Origin of the sequence: Caenispirillum salinarum (assembly GCF_044803115.1) — a bacterium.
Classification (GTDB): domain Bacteria; phylum Pseudomonadota; class Alphaproteobacteria; order Rhodospirillales; family Rhodospirillaceae; genus Caenispirillum; species Caenispirillum salinarum_A.
On sequence record NZ_CP085224.1, the window covers coordinates 1,711,598 to 1,728,214 of the forward strand.

Sequence of the window (16,617 nt, forward strand, 5' to 3'; positions counted from 1 at the left end):
TTCCTGCCCGCCGACCCAAGATTTTGCGATCTGTGGATAAATCTGTGCAAGAACCTGTGTAGAGGGATCAGTTTTACGCAAGAGGAGGTAGGCAGGAACGGTGGTAGAAACATATCAAACGGGGTAAAACCATCACCTAGACTAAAGAATGCCCCAATGAACTCACTTTTTTGTCACGGCGATGGAACCCACCGTGCTATCAAGGCCTCAGTCACGTTCTTGGGGTTTCGCGTCATGCCGTTCGACTCAGTTCTCTACACAGCCGCCGACATCATGGTCGCCCCTGCCACCGGTCCCGACGGGGCGATCCTTGGATACCGCGTCACCACCATGGGCGGAGACGTAATCGCGGTCGTTCGCCACCGCGAAATCGCCATCGCCATCGCCGATGCGCAGCACCAGGAAGAGTGCCTCTCGCGTCATTTGCACTGAAACTTTTCAGTGACCGCGATGCGACTGTCGTAGCAGTCGCGCAGCCGCGATCCAAGCCGGACCCGCGCGCTTACCACGCATGAACCGCCCTCTCGGGCTCCTCCCCGCCGTCGCGCCGCCTCACGCCGCCTTTCGCACGAAGTCGGGGAGGGACAACCGTGGCCCCGGTGGCGGTGTGGCCGGGCGGGCGGTGCCGGCTCTCAGCACCATCTGCACCGTGTCTGGCGGCGCCTTCAGCAGCGCCGCCACGCGGTCGCGCACGGGCGGTTCCTCCAGCATCTGGCTCATGGGGTGCAGGCCGATGCCGTGCCGCACGCCCCGCAGCCCCAGCCGCTGATACCGGCGCCCGGCATCGATGAGCGCGGGCGCCGAGGCATCGGGCGCGAGCACGACGAACCAGCCCGCCCCCTCCTGCGCCTGTCGGGCGGCCAGCGCCGCGCCCTGCTTGCGAAAGCCGGACGACAGCACCGTTGCCGGCGTGAAGACGGCGTGGGCGAGCCAGCGAAGCGGTGCCGGCATCTCCATGGTTTCCGGTGTCAGGCCCGTCGGCCGGCGGGCTTCGTCGGCGCGGCGCCAGCGGATCCAGCGCGACAGTTCTTCCTGCGCCTCGTCCCGTGCGGCCTGGAGGCGTGCGCCCGCGGCCGCCGCCTCGGCCAGCCCGCCGGCCTCCTGCGTGCCGCGCGCAATGAACCGCACGTCGGGCATGTCCGCGAGCAGGTCCTCGACCAGATCGTCGGGCAGCGGGTCCGGCCGCAGGCCCCGGCGCCGGGTGCGCCGCGCCCATATGGCTTCGAGGCTTGCCGGGCCGTCGGCCTGCGGACCGTCCAGGACCGACAGCCGCACCTCCGGCCCTGGCGCGACCTCGACATCCCGGACCGCGAGGCCCAGGGACGGCGCCGCCGTTTCCAGGGTTTCCAGAAAGGCGCCGAGCGAGATGACGGTCTCCCGATCATCGGGGTCCACGGCGGGCAGGCGGCGTTCCGGCGCGATGTCCAGCGTCCAGTGCTGCGCATCCCGCAGGGTGACGCGCCAGGGCTGGGTGTTGTGCCCGCTGGGCGCGCGTGCGGCGGTTTCGAGCAGGCACAGACGGGCGTCGTCGAGCCCCAGGGTCCCGGCGGCGGTCGTGGAAGGCGAGGAGGTGGCGAAACGGGAAGTTGACGACATGGCGGGCCTCGTCTCAAGCGGTGGCGCTGCGTCCGCCCGTTCACGATGCCACTCCTGTCTGCGTCCGCCAACAGCGGCGCACGAAAAAGGGCCGGCACCCGTGTGCCGGCCCCGGTCGCGTCGCTCGTCTTGGTGTCAGGCGGCGAGCGCCTGCCGGTCGATCGACTTGTTCCGGCCCGAGACGGCCATGGCCGTCCAGAGCAGGCAGATCGGCCAGGTGATCAGAAGACCGAAGCCCAGCGTGAATGCACCGACGGCGAGGGTGACCACCAGCATGATGATCGAGCCAAGGATCGTCGCATAGATCATGCCCAGCGGGCCGAACAGCAGGGTCAGCAGCAGCGCCATGCCCATGCTCTTCTTCTGGGACAGCAGGACCTGGGCCCGGATGGCGCGATCGCTCGCGCCCGCATCATTCGACATCTTTATCTTCCCCTTCTTCCACTGCCCCTCGACAGCGCCATGGTCTTGTGCCCGCCTTTTCCAGGCGGGCACAATGGTGATAAAGGGACATGAAGAAAAGGGGAATAGGCCGAAGGGCATAAGCGCCTTCGGGCAAAGGACTGCGCTCAGCCGACCGAGAAGCTTTCGCCGCAACCGCAGCGCGCTGTCTCGTTGGGATTGGTGAAGGTGAAGCCGGACCGCAGCTTGCCCTCCTCGTAGTCCATGGTGGAGCCCAGCAGGAACATGAAGGCGGCCGGGTCGATGAAGATCTTCACGCCCTTGTCCTCGATCATGTCCTCGAACGGCTTCTTCTCCTCGGCGTATTCCACGACATAAGACATGCCGGAACAGCCGGTGGTCTTCACGCCCACGCGCAGGCCCTCCACGGGCTTGTCCGACTTGGCGATCAGGGTCTTCACACGATCGGCGGCGGCGTCGGTCAGGGTCAGGACCGGAGCGCTCATGCCAACTCTCCTAAACCAGTGTTGGTTCTCTCGTTGCCCGTGATATGGGCCGGAAATCAGAACATATCCAGGGCGATCTTGGCCTCGTCGCTCATACGCTCGGGCGTCCAGGGCGGCTCCCAGGTCAGTTCGACGTGGACCTTGCCCACGTTGTCGACAGCCGCCACGGCCTCGGCCACCTCGCCCGGCATTTCGCCGGCGACGGGACAGGCCGGGGCGGTCAGGGTCATGACCACCGAGACGTCGCCGTCGGGCTTGATGTCGACGTTGTAGATCAGGCCCAGGTCGTAGATGTTCACCGGGATTTCCGGGTCGTAGACGGTGCGCAGGGCCTCGACGATCTGGTCGTCGGTGGCCGGCTGCGTGCCTTCGGGCAGCTTCTCGCCGGCATCGGCCGACAGGTCGCCTTCCGGCGGCGGCGGCTCGGGAGCCATCATCGGGGGGCGCATCACGCTCATGTCGCTTGCCTCATTGTCCTGCTGCGGGTCCTGCTGCGGTCGGTTCGGTGTCAGAATGAAGTCGCGGGTCATCCAAAAATCTTGCGCACGCTGCCAAGGCCCTTGATGAGCCGGTCGATGTCGTCCCGGGTGTTGTACATGCCCAGCGACGCGCGGCTCATGGCCGGCACGCCGAAGCGCTCCATCACGGGCTGGGCGCAGTGATGGCCCGCCCGGATGCACACGCCGGACTGGTCCAGGATGGTGGCGATGTCGTGCGGGTGGGCGCAGTCCATGGTGAAGCTCATCACCGCGCACTTGCCCGGAGTGGTGCCGTAGAGCGTCAGCCCCTCCACGCTGGCCAGCTGCTGCTGGGCGTAGTTGAGCAGGGCGTGCTCGTGCGCGGCGATCTTTTCCAGGCCCAGGGCCGAGACGTAGTCCATGGCCGCGCCCAGCGCAATGGCGGCCGAGATGGGCGGGGTGCCTGCCTCGAACTTCGCCGGCAATTCGGCCCAGGTGGATTTCTCGAAGGTGACGGTCGCGATCATGTCGCCGCCGCCCTGGTAGGGGGGCATGGCGTCGAGCAGGGCTTCCTTGCCATACAGGATGCCCACGCCCGTCGGACCGTAGAGCTTGTGGCCCGAGAAGACGTAGAAGTCGCAGTCCAGGTCCTGCACGTCGACCGGGATGTGCACCGCGCCCTGGCAGCCGTCGATCAGCACCCGCGCGCCGACGGCATGGGCGGCCTGGGTGATCTCCTTCACCGGCAGCACCGTGCCCAGCACGTTGGAAACATGCGCCACCGAAACGATCTTGGTGCGCTCGGTCAGCATGCCCTTGAACGCCGCCAGGTCGAAGGCGCCGTCGTCGGTGATGGGCACGACCTTCAGCACCAGCCCCTTCTCGTCGCGCAGCATCTGCCACGGCACGATGTTGGAGTGATGTTCCAGTTCCGAAATGATGACCTCGTCACCCTCGGACAGGAAACTGCGGCCGTAGGTGGCGGCGACCAGGTTGACGGCCTCCGTCGCGCCCTTGGTGAAGACCACCTCGCGCGTGCTCTCGGCATTGATGAACCGCCGGGCGATCTCGCGCGAGCCCTCGTACAGGCTGGTGGACTTCTCCGACAGCGAGTAGGCGCCGCGGTGGACGTTGGCGTAGTCGTGCGTATAGAGACTGGTGATGGCGTCGATCACCGCCTTGGGCTTCTGCGCGCTTGCGCCGCTGTCCAGGTAGGTGAGCGGCTTGCCGCGCACGGTCTGGGCCAGGATGGGGAAGTCGGCCCGCACGGCGGCCACGTCGAAGCCGGGGGCCTCGGGCGCGATCGTTGCGGTGTCGGTACGGTCGACTGCGTTCGCAGTTATCATGGTTGCTCGTCCCTAAACCTGTCTCAGCCCAGTGCCGGGTCGATTTCGGCGATGCGGCGGCGCTGCCAGCGGTGGATGACCTCCTTGAAGGCCTCGCGGTTGGCTTCGCCGGGAATGCGCTCCACCACGTCGTCCAGGAAGCCCTCGATCAGCAGCATGCGGGCCGTCTCCGGGTCGATGCCGCGCGAGCGGAGGTAGAACAGCGCCACCGGGTCCAGTTCGCCGGTGGTGGCGCCGTGGCTGCACGTCACGTCGTCGGCGTAGATTTCCAGTTCCGGCTTGGTGTCGACCTCGGCCCCGCGCTCCAGCAGCAGCGCCTTGTGGAGCTGGTTGCCGTCGGTCTGCTGGGCCTCGCGGCGGACCAGGATCTTGCCCTGGAAGACGCCCCGCGACTTGCCCGCCAGCACGCCCTTGTAGATTTCATTGGACGTGCACTCGGGCGCGGCGTGGTCGATGAAGCTGGTGGTGTCCATGTGCTGCGTGCCCGACGCGCCATAGGCGCCGTTGAGGCGGCACTCGGCATGGCGGCCGGCCAGTTCCACCCGCAGGTCGTGGCGCGAGAGCTTTCCGCCCACCTGAAGCACGAAGCTGTCATAGACGCCCTTGGCCTCCACCTTCACGGCGGTGGCGGCGACGTTGTAGGCGGTCTCCGGCAGGTTCTGGAGGATCTGGTGGGTGAGCACCGCGTCCGGCGCCACGTGGATTTCCGTGACCGCGTTGCGCAGGGTCGGCGTCTCCGACGTGGTGCCGATCCAGCTTTCCACGACGGTCGCCACGGCGCCGTTCTCCAGCACCACCACGTTGCGGGGTTGATGCGCCGTCGGCTCGTCCTCGGCGGCGCTCACCTGAACGATGTGCAGCGGCTTTTCCAGCGTCGTGCCGGTCTTCACCCGCACGACGAAGCCGTCCTCCAGCGCGCCCTGGTTCAGGGCGGCGAAGGGCAGGTCGCCGGCGTCGGCCAGGCGCCCGATGAAGGGTTCGACGGCGTGGGGCTCGGTCTCCAGCAGGGTCGCCAGCGTCGAGACGGCCACGCCCTTGGGCAGCGCGTCCAGGTCCGACATCTCGGCGGAAAACTGGCCGTTTACGAACACCAGCACATGGGCGTCCAGCGTCAGCGCGTCGCCGGCCGGGATGGTGTCCAGGCCGATCTCGTGCGTCGGGCGGGCAGGGCGGAAGGGCACCTTCAGCATGTCGCGGAGGTTGGTGTACTTCCACTGCTCGACCTTCACCGTCGGCGCGCCGTGGGCCTGCCAGAGCTTGGCGCCTTCCTCGCGGGCGTGGCGCACCCAGGCGATCTGCCCGCCGGGCAGGGCGGTGCCGGCGCCGGGCAGGGTGTCGCTCAAGGCGGCGGGGGTGATGGCGTTGGTCTCGGCCATGATGTCTCTCTCGTCCTTCGTCCTCGCGGCGCGTGGCGCGGCGTGCGCTTACGCGGCCTGCTCGGTGAACTCGGCGTAGCCCTTCTCTTCCAGCTCCAGCGCCAGTTCCTTGCCGCCCGACTTGACGATGCGGCCGCCGGCGAAGACGTGCACGTAGTCGGGCACGATGTAGTTGAGCAGGCGCTGGTAGTGGGTGATGACCAGGAAGCCCCGGTCGGCGCTGCGCATGGCGTTGACGCCGTCCGACACCACCTTCAGCGCGTCGATGTCCAGGCCCGAGTCCGTCTCGTCCAGGATGCAGAAGGCGGGCTCCAGCATGGACATTTGCAGGGTCTCCGCGCGCTTCTTCTCGCCGCCGGAATAGCCCATGTTGACCGGGCGCTTGATCATCTCGTCGGGGATGTCGAGTTCCTTCTGCTTGGCGCGCAGCAGCTTGAGGAACTCCATGGGCTCGATCTCGCCCTCGCCGCGGGCGCGGCGGCGGGCGTTGATGGCGGCCTTCAGGAACGTCGTGGTGCCGACGCCGGGGATTTCCACCGGATACTGGAAGGCCAGGAAGATGCCCGCGACCGCGCGCTCGTCCGCCTCCATGTCGGCGATGTCCTTGCCGTTCAGCAGCACCTGGCCGCCGGTGACCTCGTAGCCCTCGCGCCCGGCGACGACGGCCGACAGGGTGGACTTGCCCGCACCATTGGGGCCCATCAGGGCGTGGACCTCGCCGGCGTTGATGGTCAGCGAGAGACCCTTGATGATCTCCTTGCCGTCGACGGAGGCGTGCAGGTCCTTGATCTCGATAAGCGGAGCCATGTTGTTCATTCCCGTCCGTGTGATTACCCGACGCTGCCTTCGAGCGAAATGTTGACCAGCTTCTGCGCTTCCACGGCGAATTCCATGGGAAGCGTCTGGAGCACCTCCTTGCAGAAGCCGTTGACGATCAGGCCGACGGCCTCTTCCTGGTTCAGCCCGCGCTGCATGCAGTAGAACAGCTGGTCGTCGCTGATGCGGCTGGTGGTCGCCTCGTGCTCCACCTTGGCCGAGGGATTCTTGGCCTCGATGTAGGGCACGGTGTGGGCGCCGCAGTCGGAACCGATGAGCAGGCTGTCGCACTGGGTGAAGTTGCGCGCGTTTTCCGCCTTCGGCAGCACGCGCACCAGCCCGCGATAGGTCTGGTCGGCGCGGCCGGCGGAAATGCCCTTGGAGATGATCTTCGACGACGTGTTCTTGCCGATGTGGATCATCTTGGTGCCGGTGTCGGCCTGCTGCATGTTGTTGGTGATGGCAACCGAGTAGAACTCGCCCACCGAGTTGTCCCCCTGCAGGATGCAGGACGGATACTTCCAGGTGATGGCGGAGCCCGTCTCCACCTGCGTCCACATGACCTTGGAGTGGTTGCCCCGGCAGGCGGCGCGCTTGGTGACGAAGTTGTAGACGCCGCCGCGCCCGTCCTCGTCGCCCGGATACCAGTTCTGCACCGTGGAGTACTTGATCTCGGCGTTTTCCATCGCCACCAGCTCGACCACGGCGGCGTGCAGCTGGTTCTCGTCGCGCTGCGGGGCGGTGCAGCCCTCCAGGTAGCTGACGTAGCTGTCATCGTCGGCGATGATGAGCGTGCGCTCGAACTGGCCGGTGTTCTTCTGGTTGATGCGGAAGTACGTCGACAGCTCCATCGGGCAGCGCACGCCCGTGGGGATGTAGACGAAGCTGCCGTCGGTGAAGCAGGCTGAATTCAGGCAGGCGAAATAGTTGTCGCCCTGCGGCACCACGCTGCCCAGGTACTTCTTCACCAGCTCCGGGTGGTTGCGGATCGCTTCGGAGATGGAGCAGAAGATGACGCCCTTCTCCTCCAGCTTCTTCTTGTAGGTCGTGGCGACCGAGACCGAGTCGAACACCGCGTCCACGGCCACGTTGCTGCCCATGTCGGGCACGTCCGGCTGCCCGGCGCCCTCGACGCCCGCCAGGATTTCCTGCTCCTTCAGCGGAATGCCCAGCTTGGCGTAGGTTTCCAGAAGCTTGGGATCGACCTCGTCCAGGCTCTTGGGCCCGGCCTTCTGCACGGGCGCGGAGTAGTAGTATGCATCCTGGTAGTCGATGGGCGGAAACTTGACCTTCTGCCAGCTGGGCTCCTCCAGGGTGAGCCACAGGCGATAGGCCTTCAGACGCCATTCCAGCATCCATTCCGGCTCGTTCTTCTTGGCCGAAATGAATTTAATGATGTCCTCGTTCAGGCCCTTGGGCGCCATCTCGGATTCGATGTCGGTCTCGAAGCCGTACTTGTAGCGCTCCATCTCGCGGACGGTCTTGACGGTGGATTCGGTCGCCGCCATGGCTGCTACGTCCCTTCAGAGTTCCAAGTGCTGGCGCCGGAGCGCCGATGTCGTTCGTCGATCGGGCGGGGCAGGCGGCCTATTGGGCCGGAACCCCGAACATGGGCTGGTCGGCCGCCATGTCGGCCAGCGATACGGTGGCCAGCGCGCCGCGCACGGCGGTGTTCACCTGCGTCCAATGGCCGTGCATGGGGCACAGGCTTTCGATGCCGCATTCCTCCTCGGCCTCCTCCACGCAGGAGGTCAGCGCGATGGGGCCTTCCACGGCCTGGATCATGTCCGCCACCGTGATGACGCCGGGCTCGCGTCCCAGGGCATAGCCGCCGCCGGCCCCGCGCACGCTTGTGACCAGACCATCGCGCGTGAGCGTCTTCATGATCTTGGACACGGTCGGCAGCGGCACGCCGGTCTCGGCCGCGATCTGCTGCGCCGAGCGCACCGTGCGCTTGCGCGCCATGTCCACCAGAAGCACTACGGCGTAGTCGGTCATGCGGTTGATGCGAAACATGCCGTTCCAGCCTTTCACGAAGCCTCTTACGGAAGCTCCTTGCATTGCGGACCAATTCGGTCCCTTTTTAATAGGACCGCGCGGGTCCCATTTCAAGGGGAAACGCCCGGTTCGCGGTTGAGGGTCGCGGCGTTTTCCTTATGTTGGGCGCAACGACAGACGCATTCGGAGGACGAGACGCATGGCGGGTACGCCGCAGGAAACCATCGACGAACTGGCGGAAAACTTCGCCCTGTTCGACGAGATGGAGGACAAGTACGGCTATATCGTCGATCTGGGCCGCCAGATGGACGCCCTGCCGGATGCCGAGAAGGGCGACGAGACCAAGGTCACCGGCTGCATGAGCCAGGTGTGGATCAAGCCGACGGTGGAAGACGGCGACCCGCCGCGCCTGCATTTCCGGGGCGACTCGGACGCCTTTATCGTCAAGGGCCTGATCGCCATCCTGCTGAAGGTCTATTCGGGGCGCACGGCCGAGGAAATCCTGTCCGTCGACCCGGCCGAGATGATGCACCGGCTGGAGCTTGAAAACCACATCAGCCCCAACCGCCGCAACGGGCTGGTGAGCATGGTGGAAACCATCCGCACCTACGCCAAGCGCCTGCGGGAGACGCAGGAGGCGTAAGGTTTCCGTCAGCGCTTGAACGAAGAAAGGGCGCCCGGCCTGAGCCGGACGCCCTTTTTCATGGTGTAGCGGTAAGGCCGGTCGTCAGGCCGCCCGCACGTCGTGCAGGAAGCGCTTGACGATGCCGTTCAGGCTGTCGGCCTGCTCCGACATCTGGCGCGAGGCGTCGAGCACCTGTTCGGCGGCGCTGCCGGCCTCGTGGGCGGCTTCGGTCACGCCGGTGATGTTGCGCGACACCTCCTGCGAGCCGGCGGCGGCCTCCTGGACGTTGCGGCTGATCTCCGACGTGGCGGCGTTCTGCTCTTCCACCGCGCTGGCGATGGCCGACGCCACCTCGTTCACTTCCTCCACCGTGCGCACGATGCCCTCGATGGCGGAAACGGCCGACTTGGTCTCGCCCTGGACCTGGGCGATCTGCTGGCTGATCTCTTCCGTCGCGCGGCTGACCTGGCCGGCGAGGTTCTTGACCTCGTTGGCGACCACGGCGAAGCCCTTGCCGGCATCGCCCGCACGCGCGGCCTCGATGGTGGCGTTGAGCGCCAGCAGGTTGGTCTGGTCGGCGATGTCGTTGATCAGGCTGACGACCTCGCCGATGCGCTCGGCGGACTGGGCGAGGCCGGTGACGATCTCGTTGGTGCGGCGCGCCTCGTCGGCGGCGGAGCGGCTGATGGCGCTGGAGTGGTTGACCTGGCGGCCGATCTCGGAGATCGAGGCCGACAGTTCCTCTGCCGCCGTCGCCACCGTCTGCACGTTGGAGGACGCCTGGTCCGAGGCCGCCGAGACGGCGGTGGCCTGGCGGGTGGTCTCCTCGCCGATGGCCGACATGCTTTCGGCGGTGGCGTTCAGTTCGGTGGCGGCCGAGGCGACCACCTCCAGAAGCTGGTCGATGTCGTTGCCGAAGCTCTTGGTCAGTTCGTCGACACGGGCGCCGCGGCGCTCGCGCGCTTCGCGCTCCCTGGCCTGGTCGGCGGCCAGCTGGTCGGCCTTGATCATGCTGTCCTTGAAGACCAGCACGGCGCGGCTCATGTCGCCGATCTCGTCCTTGCGCTCGGTGCCGATCACCTCGACGCTCTTGTTGCCGCCGGTCAGGGCTTCCATGACACCCGTCAGGCCGCGCACCGGCGTGGTGATGCTGCGCGAGACGTAGGTGGACAGGACCACCATGGCGACCAGCAGAAGCCCGGCCACGGTGCCGAAGGTGGCGGCTTCCCGCCAGAAGGCGGCGGACACGTCGTCCAGGTAAATGCCGGTGGCGATCATCCAGTTCCACTCGGGCACGCCCTTGGCGAAGGACAGCTTCTCGATCGGCTCGTCGCTGCCTGCGCGTGGCCACATGTAGTTGACGTAGCCCTGGCCGTTGCTCTTCACCACCTGGATCATGTCCTGGATGAAGGCCTTGCCGGTGGGGTCGGTCAGGTCCAGAACGTTGGTGCCGATCAGCGACTGCGAGGGGTGCGACACCATGGTGCCGTCGGTGCGCGCGATGAAGAAATACTCCGATCCGCCACGGTAGCGCATGGCGCCGATGGCCTCGGCGGCGCGGGCCTTGGCCTCGTCTTCGGTCATCTCGCCGGCTTCGGCCTTGGCCAGATATTCGGTGGCGACGCCGTGGGCGGCCTCTATCAGGTCGCGCGTCTGAAGGCGGCGGTCGTCCATCAGCGTGCCGTTCAGGCTGGACAGGCCGACGCCCACCAGCACCACCAGGCCCGCCAGGGCCGTGGCGACGATGAGCAGCAGTTTCTTGCCGATCTTGATATTCTTCATGTCACTCGCTCCACGCCGGTTGGTGCCGCGCCCGGGCTCCGGCGTCCGTTGTGGCGCGTCCTTGGGCCGCCGGTTTTCCTGGCGGTGGACGGTGCCGTGGTTCCCGCAATTGTTCTTAATTCGAATATAGCAATATAATAATCGCCTAATTAGAAGTGCTACTGCTTATCTTGTGGGCATTAAATCGCCCCGGGCCGGCCAGCGATCTGCGGGCGGCTCCGGGGCGCGTTTGGTCGGCCTTAGTTGCCAAAGTCCAGGAAGGCATCGATGTCCAGCACCACCATCAGCTCGCCCTCCAGCCGCACGACGCCCGAGGAAATGCCGCGCCAGCGCGGGTCCAGGGTCGAGGGGTTGGGCTCGATGCGGCTGACCGGCAGGCTTTGCACGTTGCCCACGCTGTCGACCTGGAGGCTGTAAAGCTCCGGCCCCTGCTCGACCGTGACGCACATGATGTTGCCCTTGCTTTTCTTGGGCGGCAGGCCCAGGCGGGTGCGCACGTCGATGACGGTGACGATGCGGCCGCGCAGGTTGATGGAGCCCGCCACTTCCGGCGGCGCCAGCGGGATGCGCGCGACCTTCTCGGGGATCAGGATGTCCTGGACCCGTTCCACCGCCAGGCCGAACAACTGATCGGCGACGTAGACCGTCACGAACACCTGTTCGTCGGCCGACTGCATGGCGTTGGCCTGGTGCTGGGCGTCGGTGCTCGCCACGGCTCGGCTCTGGGTCGCCGGGGTCATCTCGGTCATCTCGTGCCTCATCACTCGCAAGCGTCGGCGCGCGCGGTTCGGACCGAGGCCATGGCCTGTGCCGGCCGGTCCGGGCGGCGCGCCGGTGTCAGCCCCGCGAAAAGGGGGTATCCGGATGAAGGGAGTGTGCCCCTTTTTGCCCCGCGCTTCCAGACATTTTGCGCTGCCGACTCCACCTTTCGGATAAGGCGGCGACCGCCCGGTCCCTACTGCCGGTCGTTACCGTTCCCCTCGCAGCCCGCGCCGTAGAAAAGGTAGCCGGAGACCGCCTCGCCCTGCGGACCGGACACCCGCTCCACGCGGCCGCAGTCGATGTCGGGCGGCGTGGCGCGACCGGGCAGGTAGACGGGCTCGCCCTGGTCGGGCAAGGGCTCGGCGGTCTGCGGCAGGGTCTCGAGGCTGTCGACCCTGCCGCCGCTGGTGGCGACGCAGTCCTGCAGGGCGCCGTCGGTCGTCTTCATCCGTACGCCCACCATGCCCTGGTTCATGGGCCAGGCCTTGAGCACCGACTGAACGGCGGCTTCGGCCTCGTCGACGCAGGCCTGGATGGCGGGCAGCAGGTCGGGCAGCACGCGGCTCCAGTCGCCCACCGGCTTGCCGCCGAAGTCCGCGAAGGGCACGCCGTCGCCGCCGACGGCCGGTGTGGCGAGGGGGGCGCCGAGCGTGCAGCAGCCGTCGACCGTGCCGCCACCGGGCAGGGCCACCACGGCGCGCGCGTCGTGCATGTCGCCGCGCATGGTGTCGCGGCAGGCTTCCTCGCGCGCGATCACCACGAGCCCGCCCCTGGCCGCGTCGTCCACCCCGTCGCCGCTGGCGGCCTCGCCGCGCCAGACGTGCCAGGCGGGGTCCAGGTGGTCCAGGCTGTCCAGCGTGCCGGTGAACGTGGTCTTTTCCACCTCTTCCCCGGCCGGCCGCTGGAGTTGAGCCGTTCCGGGACCCATGTCGATGCGCCAGAAAGGCTCGTTGCCGCTGCATTTCAGGGCAAAGACGGGCGGCTTGCTGGCGGCGCCGCCGCCGGTCCGGGCCGCGCCCGGTGACTCCTGGGCCGGGGCGGGCGACGCGGCGGCGGCCAGAAGCGCGGCGGCAACGGCGGCGGGCAGGGCTGGGAAGCGGATGCGCGGCACGGTGCTCATGGCGTCTGTCGGCTCCTGCACGTGGATCGTCACGGAGACAACGGGTCGGCCCCGCCCATGCGTTGCTGTTGCTGTTGTTCGGCCTGGAGCGTCGGCTCCGGCCGCTCGGCCCGGCGCTGGTGGGCGGGCGGCACCGCCGGACCGTCGGCCGCGTCCGCCGGCACCGGCGCCACGGTGACGCCGACGCTGACGGTGTGCGCCCCACCGCCCATCATCACGCCCTTCAGCGGGCTGACGTCGCTGAAATCCCGCCCCCACGCGACGGTCACATGCTCGCGCGTCGGCAGCTTGTCGTTGGTGGGATCGACGTCGATCCAGCCGCCGTCGGGCAGGTAGACCGACACCCAGGCGTGGCTGGCGTCGGCGCCTTCCAGCACCCGGTCGATCTCGTCCAGCGACCGGCTGAGAACATAGCCCGAGACGTAGCGCGCCGGCAGCCCCAGCGCCCGCAGGCAGGCGATCTGCAGGTGGGCGAAGTCCTGGCAGACGCCGCGCCGCTCCGCCAGAACCTCGGCCAGCGGCGTCGCGACGGTGGTGGCGGTGGGGTCGTAGGAGAAATCGGCGTGGATGCGCGTCGTCAGATCCAGCACCGCCTCCAGCAGCGGCCGTCCGGGCGGAAAGCTCTCGGCCGCCAAGTCCCGCACCTCCGCCGGCAGAGGCACGTTGGGGCTGGCGAAGGTGTACTGGCAGGCGTCCAGCAGGTCGCGGCGACGGGTGTCGCGCACCATCTCGCGCACGCTTTCCCATGGCGGCGTGCCGTCGGGGTCGGGCAGGCGCGGCGGCGTGACGGTCACCAGGCTGTCGGCGACGGCGCGCAGTTCCTCGTGCGTTTCCTCCAGCGTGAAATAGCACGCCGCGTTGCCGAAGTAGTCGCGCCGCTCGGTCATGGTGCTGGGGCGTGGCGTGACCGTCAGCTTGTGGCGGTGAACCTGCTGGGTGGCCAGATTGCGGGGGCGCAGGTGGGCCAGGTGGTGGCTGATGGTCACCGGCTGGGAATAGTCGTAGCGCGTTTCATGGGTGACGCGGTAGGTCACCGCCGCGCGCGGATCGGCCGCCGCCGCCGCCGCGACCCTGGCGGCATCGGATGTTGCGGCATCGGGCGTTGCGGCATCGAAAGTCGCGCTGGCGGGCATCGCCGTGGCGGGTGCGTCGTGCGGCGTCTTCTTGTCGTCGGCCCCGCTCATGCGCCGCGCTCCTTCGTTGCCAGCAGTTCCACGAAGGCCGACGGCGGTTCGGACACCTCGGCGGCATGGACGAAGTACTGCCGCGTCAGCGTTTCCGAGAAATCCCACAGGCCCGATCGCATGGTGCCGATCAGGTCGCCCAGCCGCACCTCGCCCGGCGCGGCGTCGTCTTCCAGGGTCAGGACCGACAGGTCCAGGGTGCGCACGCCGGTCAGCAGGCTCATGATGATGCGCTGTTCGGGCGTGAACATGCGGTCGGGGCGGTAGGCGGACAGGGCATCGCAATGCTCCATCAGCCGCGCAAGCTGAAAGCCGAGGGAGCGGGGATTGCTCTCGTCGCTGAACAGCAGATCGGCGACCGGCGTCACCTGCGGCGCCGCCAGATAGCGCGCGCGGTAGGTCATGATGCTGTCGGAGACGTCCAGCACCAGGTCCAGCGCCGGTCCCAGGTCGCCGTCCGGGGCCAGCAGCAGGGTGGAGGCCAGGTCCAGGGCGTGCAGGGCGCGTTCCAGGCGGCGGCCGATGTCCATGAAGCGCCAGCCGGGACCGCGCGTCATGTTCTCGCTGGCCAGCCCCGACAGCGCCGAGAGCAGCATGATGGTCTCGTTCAGGGCGGCCAGGGCATCGTCGGGGTCCACGTCCTCGCCGGGGCCGAGCGCCAGCAGGCGGTCGTCCAGGCGGTTGATGCCGCGCCAGGTGTCCAGCGACAGGCGGTCGCGGACGATGGTGGCGGTGCGCTGCATGTTGTGGATGGTCCCGCGCAGGCCGATAAAGGCGGCGGGGTCCATGTTGCGGATCAGCAGCTCGCGCACCCGCTCGTCCTGGGCCTCGTGGTCGGCGCGCGGACTGTCGAGGCCGATATGCCCCATCACCGCGAACAGGCCCAGCACGGTCTCCAACTCCGGGTCGCCGCCGCCGGCCGCGCCCTCGGCGGTGCGGCTGATGGCGGCGCGCAGCAGGCGGGTGGTGTCCTCGCATCGCTCCAGATAGCGGCCGAGCCAGAAGGTGTTGTCGGCGACGCGCGAGGGCAGGTCGCGGCTGCCGCGCACCGTCTTGGCCGGTGCTGCGCGGCTGGACAGCATGGACACGGCGGGCACGGGCTCGTCCGACAGCACCCAGGTATCTTTCGATCCGCCGCCTTCCTGCATGGAGACCGACAGCGAGCCCGGCGCGGCGGTGCGCGTCAGGCCGCCGGGCAGCACCTCCGGCCCGTTGCGGGTCAGGACCACGTGGGCGCGCACCGTGACGGCGCGGGTCTCCAGCCGGTCGCCGGTCCAGGCCGGGGCGGTCGACAGGGTGACGCTTTCCTGCGCCACCCAGCGGATGGGGTCCGCCTTGATGCGCTCGGCCAGTTTGGCGCGCTCGGCCTTCGACAGGCGTCCGGCGTTCACCACGGGGGCCTGCACGCTGAAGGCCGGACGGATGGCGAGGCGGTGGAGGTTCTCCAGCACGTAGGCCAGTTCGCGCTCCTGACCGCACCACCACGAGGCCACGCCGGGCAGCTTCAGCGGCTCTCCCAGCAGGTGCCTGCACAGGCCCGGCAGGAACGGCATGAAGGCCGGGCTTTCCACCAGGCCCGAGCCGAGGCCGTTGGCGACCGCGACCGTGCCGGCCTGCACAGCGCCGACAAGGCCGGGCACCCCAAGCGTCGAGTCGCCGCGCAGGTCCAGCGGATCGCAGAAACCGCCGTCGGTGCGGCGCAGGATGACGTCGACCGGCTTCAGGCCCTCCATGGTCTTCAGGTAGACGCGGTTCTCGCGCACCGTCAGGTCCTCGCCCTCCACCAGCGTCAGGCCCATGTATCGGGCCAGGTAGGCGTGTTCGAAATAGGTTTCGTTGTAGGGGCCGGGGGTCAGCAGCACCACGCGCGGGTTGTCCGGGTTGCGCGGGGCCATGCCGATGAGTGCGTCGCGCGCTTTCAGGAACCAGCCGGCCAGCCGGTGGACGCTGGTGCCGCGATAGAAATCCGGCAGCACGCGGCTGACGATGATGCGGTTTTCCAGCGCATAGCCCGCGCCCGAAGGGGCTTCGGTGCGGTCGCCGAGCACCCACCATCCGCCGTCGGGGCTGCGGGCCAGGTCGGCGGCGTAGAACTGCAGCGGCCGGGCGGCGCTCGCGCCCGATGCCACGCCCGCGCCGTGCAGGGGGCGCAGGAAGCCGGGGTTGCCGAACACCAGCGCCGGCGGCAGCTTGCCGTCGGTCAGCAGGCGCTGCGGCCCGTAGAGGTCGGCCAGGATCAGCGTCAGCAGCGTCGCGCGCTGCTTGAGCGCCGCCTCGATGCCCGCCCACTCCTTGCCGTCCATGAGCAGCGGCAGCGGGTCGAGCTGCCAGGGACGGTCCATCCCCTCGGGGTCGCCGTAGACGTTGTAGGTGACGCCGTTGTCGCGGATCAGCCGCTGGCCGCGGTCCCAGCGGGCGCGCATCTCGGGGCGCGACAGGTCCGACAGGTTTTCCGCGAAGTCCCGCCAGTGGGCGCGCAAGGCACCGTTGGCGGCGGTCATCTCGTCGAAGCCGCCGCGCGTCGGCGCATAGGCCAGGTGGGAGAAGCCGGGCAGCATCCCCTGTCCGCCGCGCATCCGGCGCCCGGTGTTCTCCAGTAGGGGCATGATCTGAGCGTCCTCCGCGCGGGCCCGGCCCCGGTGGTGC

The 16,617-nt window shown here is 68.2% G+C and carries 16 protein-coding genes; 2 read left to right on the forward strand and 14 right to left on the reverse strand.

Annotated elements, in window-relative coordinates:
* Nucleotides 1–234: 234 nt before the first annotated feature.
* The gene (locus LG334_RS07705) at nucleotides 235–432 is read left to right on the forward strand and encodes a hypothetical protein (protein ID WP_404384887.1); all 198 of its coding nucleotides are present in this window, start codon (nucleotides 235–237) and stop codon (nucleotides 430–432) included.
* Nucleotides 433–552: 120 nt separating this feature from the next.
* Here the strand turns inward: LG334_RS07705 and LG334_RS07710 are convergent, their stop codons facing one another.
* From LG334_RS07710 to LG334_RS07750, 9 genes are all read right to left on the reverse strand, one after another.
* Nucleotides 553–1,596 (reverse strand): Acg family FMN-binding oxidoreductase, encoded by a 1,044-nt coding sequence (locus LG334_RS07710; RefSeq protein ID WP_404384889.1) that lies wholly within the window; start codon nucleotides 1,594–1,596, stop codon nucleotides 553–555.
* Between the two features lie 135 nt (nucleotides 1,597–1,731).
* Nucleotides 1,732–2,019, reverse strand: a complete 288-nt coding sequence (locus LG334_RS07715; RefSeq protein WP_404384891.1) for a hypothetical protein — start codon at nucleotides 2,017–2,019, stop codon at nucleotides 1,732–1,734.
* Between the two features lie 146 nt (nucleotides 2,020–2,165).
* Nucleotides 2,166–2,504, reverse strand: a complete 339-nt coding sequence (locus LG334_RS07720) for an iron-sulfur cluster assembly accessory protein (RefSeq protein ID WP_009540641.1) — start codon at nucleotides 2,502–2,504, stop codon at nucleotides 2,166–2,168.
* Between the two features lie 56 nt (nucleotides 2,505–2,560).
* Complete coding sequence (locus LG334_RS07725) at nucleotides 2,561–3,034, reverse strand: SUF system Fe-S cluster assembly protein (RefSeq protein WP_404384893.1); 474 nt, start codon at nucleotides 3,032–3,034, stop codon at nucleotides 2,561–2,563.
* Nucleotides 3,031–4,308: a cysteine desulfurase gene (locus LG334_RS07730; protein WP_404384895.1), complete on the reverse strand. Its 1,278-nt coding sequence runs from the start codon at nucleotides 4,306–4,308 to the stop codon at nucleotides 3,031–3,033. The genes LG334_RS07725 and LG334_RS07730 overlap by 4 nt, the downstream gene beginning before the upstream one ends.
* A gap of 23 nt (nucleotides 4,309–4,331) precedes the next feature.
* Entirely contained in the window at nucleotides 4,332–5,684 is a 1,353-nt protein-coding gene (sufD, locus tag LG334_RS07735) for a Fe-S cluster assembly protein SufD (protein ID WP_404384897.1), read from the reverse strand.
* A 48-nt stretch (nucleotides 5,685–5,732) separates the two neighbouring features.
* Complete coding sequence (sufC, locus tag LG334_RS07740) at nucleotides 5,733–6,500, reverse strand: Fe-S cluster assembly ATPase SufC (RefSeq protein ID WP_404384899.1); 768 nt, start codon at nucleotides 6,498–6,500, stop codon at nucleotides 5,733–5,735.
* 14 nt (nucleotides 6,501–6,514) lie between these two features.
* Entirely contained in the window at nucleotides 6,515–8,008 is a 1,494-nt protein-coding gene (sufB, locus tag LG334_RS07745) for a Fe-S cluster assembly protein SufB (RefSeq protein WP_404384901.1), read from the reverse strand.
* Between the two features lie 79 nt (nucleotides 8,009–8,087).
* Complete coding sequence (locus tag LG334_RS07750) at nucleotides 8,088–8,534, reverse strand: SUF system Fe-S cluster assembly regulator (protein ID WP_404384903.1); 447 nt, start codon at nucleotides 8,532–8,534, stop codon at nucleotides 8,088–8,090.
* A 163-nt stretch (nucleotides 8,535–8,697) separates the two neighbouring features.
* Here LG334_RS07750 and LG334_RS07755 point away from each other — a divergent pair, with 163 nt between their 5' ends.
* Nucleotides 8,698–9,141: a SufE family protein gene (locus LG334_RS07755; RefSeq protein WP_404384905.1), complete on the forward strand. Its 444-nt coding sequence runs from the start codon at nucleotides 8,698–8,700 to the stop codon at nucleotides 9,139–9,141.
* A gap of 84 nt (nucleotides 9,142–9,225) precedes the next feature.
* On the opposite strand, the gene LG334_RS07760 is transcribed toward LG334_RS07755, so the two are convergent.
* The 5 genes from LG334_RS07760 to LG334_RS07780 form a co-directional block, all read right to left on the reverse strand.
* Nucleotides 9,226–10,905, reverse strand: a complete 1,680-nt coding sequence (locus tag LG334_RS07760) for a methyl-accepting chemotaxis protein (protein WP_404384907.1) — start codon at nucleotides 10,903–10,905, stop codon at nucleotides 9,226–9,228.
* Nucleotides 10,906–11,144: 239 nt separating this feature from the next.
* A complete protein-coding gene (locus LG334_RS07765) occupies nucleotides 11,145–11,654 on the reverse strand; it encodes a chemotaxis protein CheW (protein ID WP_404384909.1) in 510 nt (169 codons plus the stop codon).
* 206 nt (nucleotides 11,655–11,860) lie between these two features.
* Nucleotides 11,861–12,787 (reverse strand): hypothetical protein, encoded by a 927-nt coding sequence (locus LG334_RS07770; RefSeq protein WP_404384911.1) that lies wholly within the window; start codon nucleotides 12,785–12,787, stop codon nucleotides 11,861–11,863.
* Between the two features lie 29 nt (nucleotides 12,788–12,816).
* A complete protein-coding gene (locus LG334_RS07775; RefSeq protein ID WP_404384913.1) occupies nucleotides 12,817–13,971 on the reverse strand; it encodes a transglutaminase N-terminal domain-containing protein in 1,155 nt (384 codons plus the stop codon).
* Complete coding sequence (locus LG334_RS07780; protein WP_404384915.1) at nucleotides 13,968–16,577, reverse strand: circularly permuted type 2 ATP-grasp protein; 2,610 nt, start codon at nucleotides 16,575–16,577, stop codon at nucleotides 13,968–13,970. The genes LG334_RS07775 and LG334_RS07780 overlap by 4 nt, the downstream gene beginning before the upstream one ends.
* Nucleotides 16,578–16,617 lie beyond the last annotated feature (40 nt).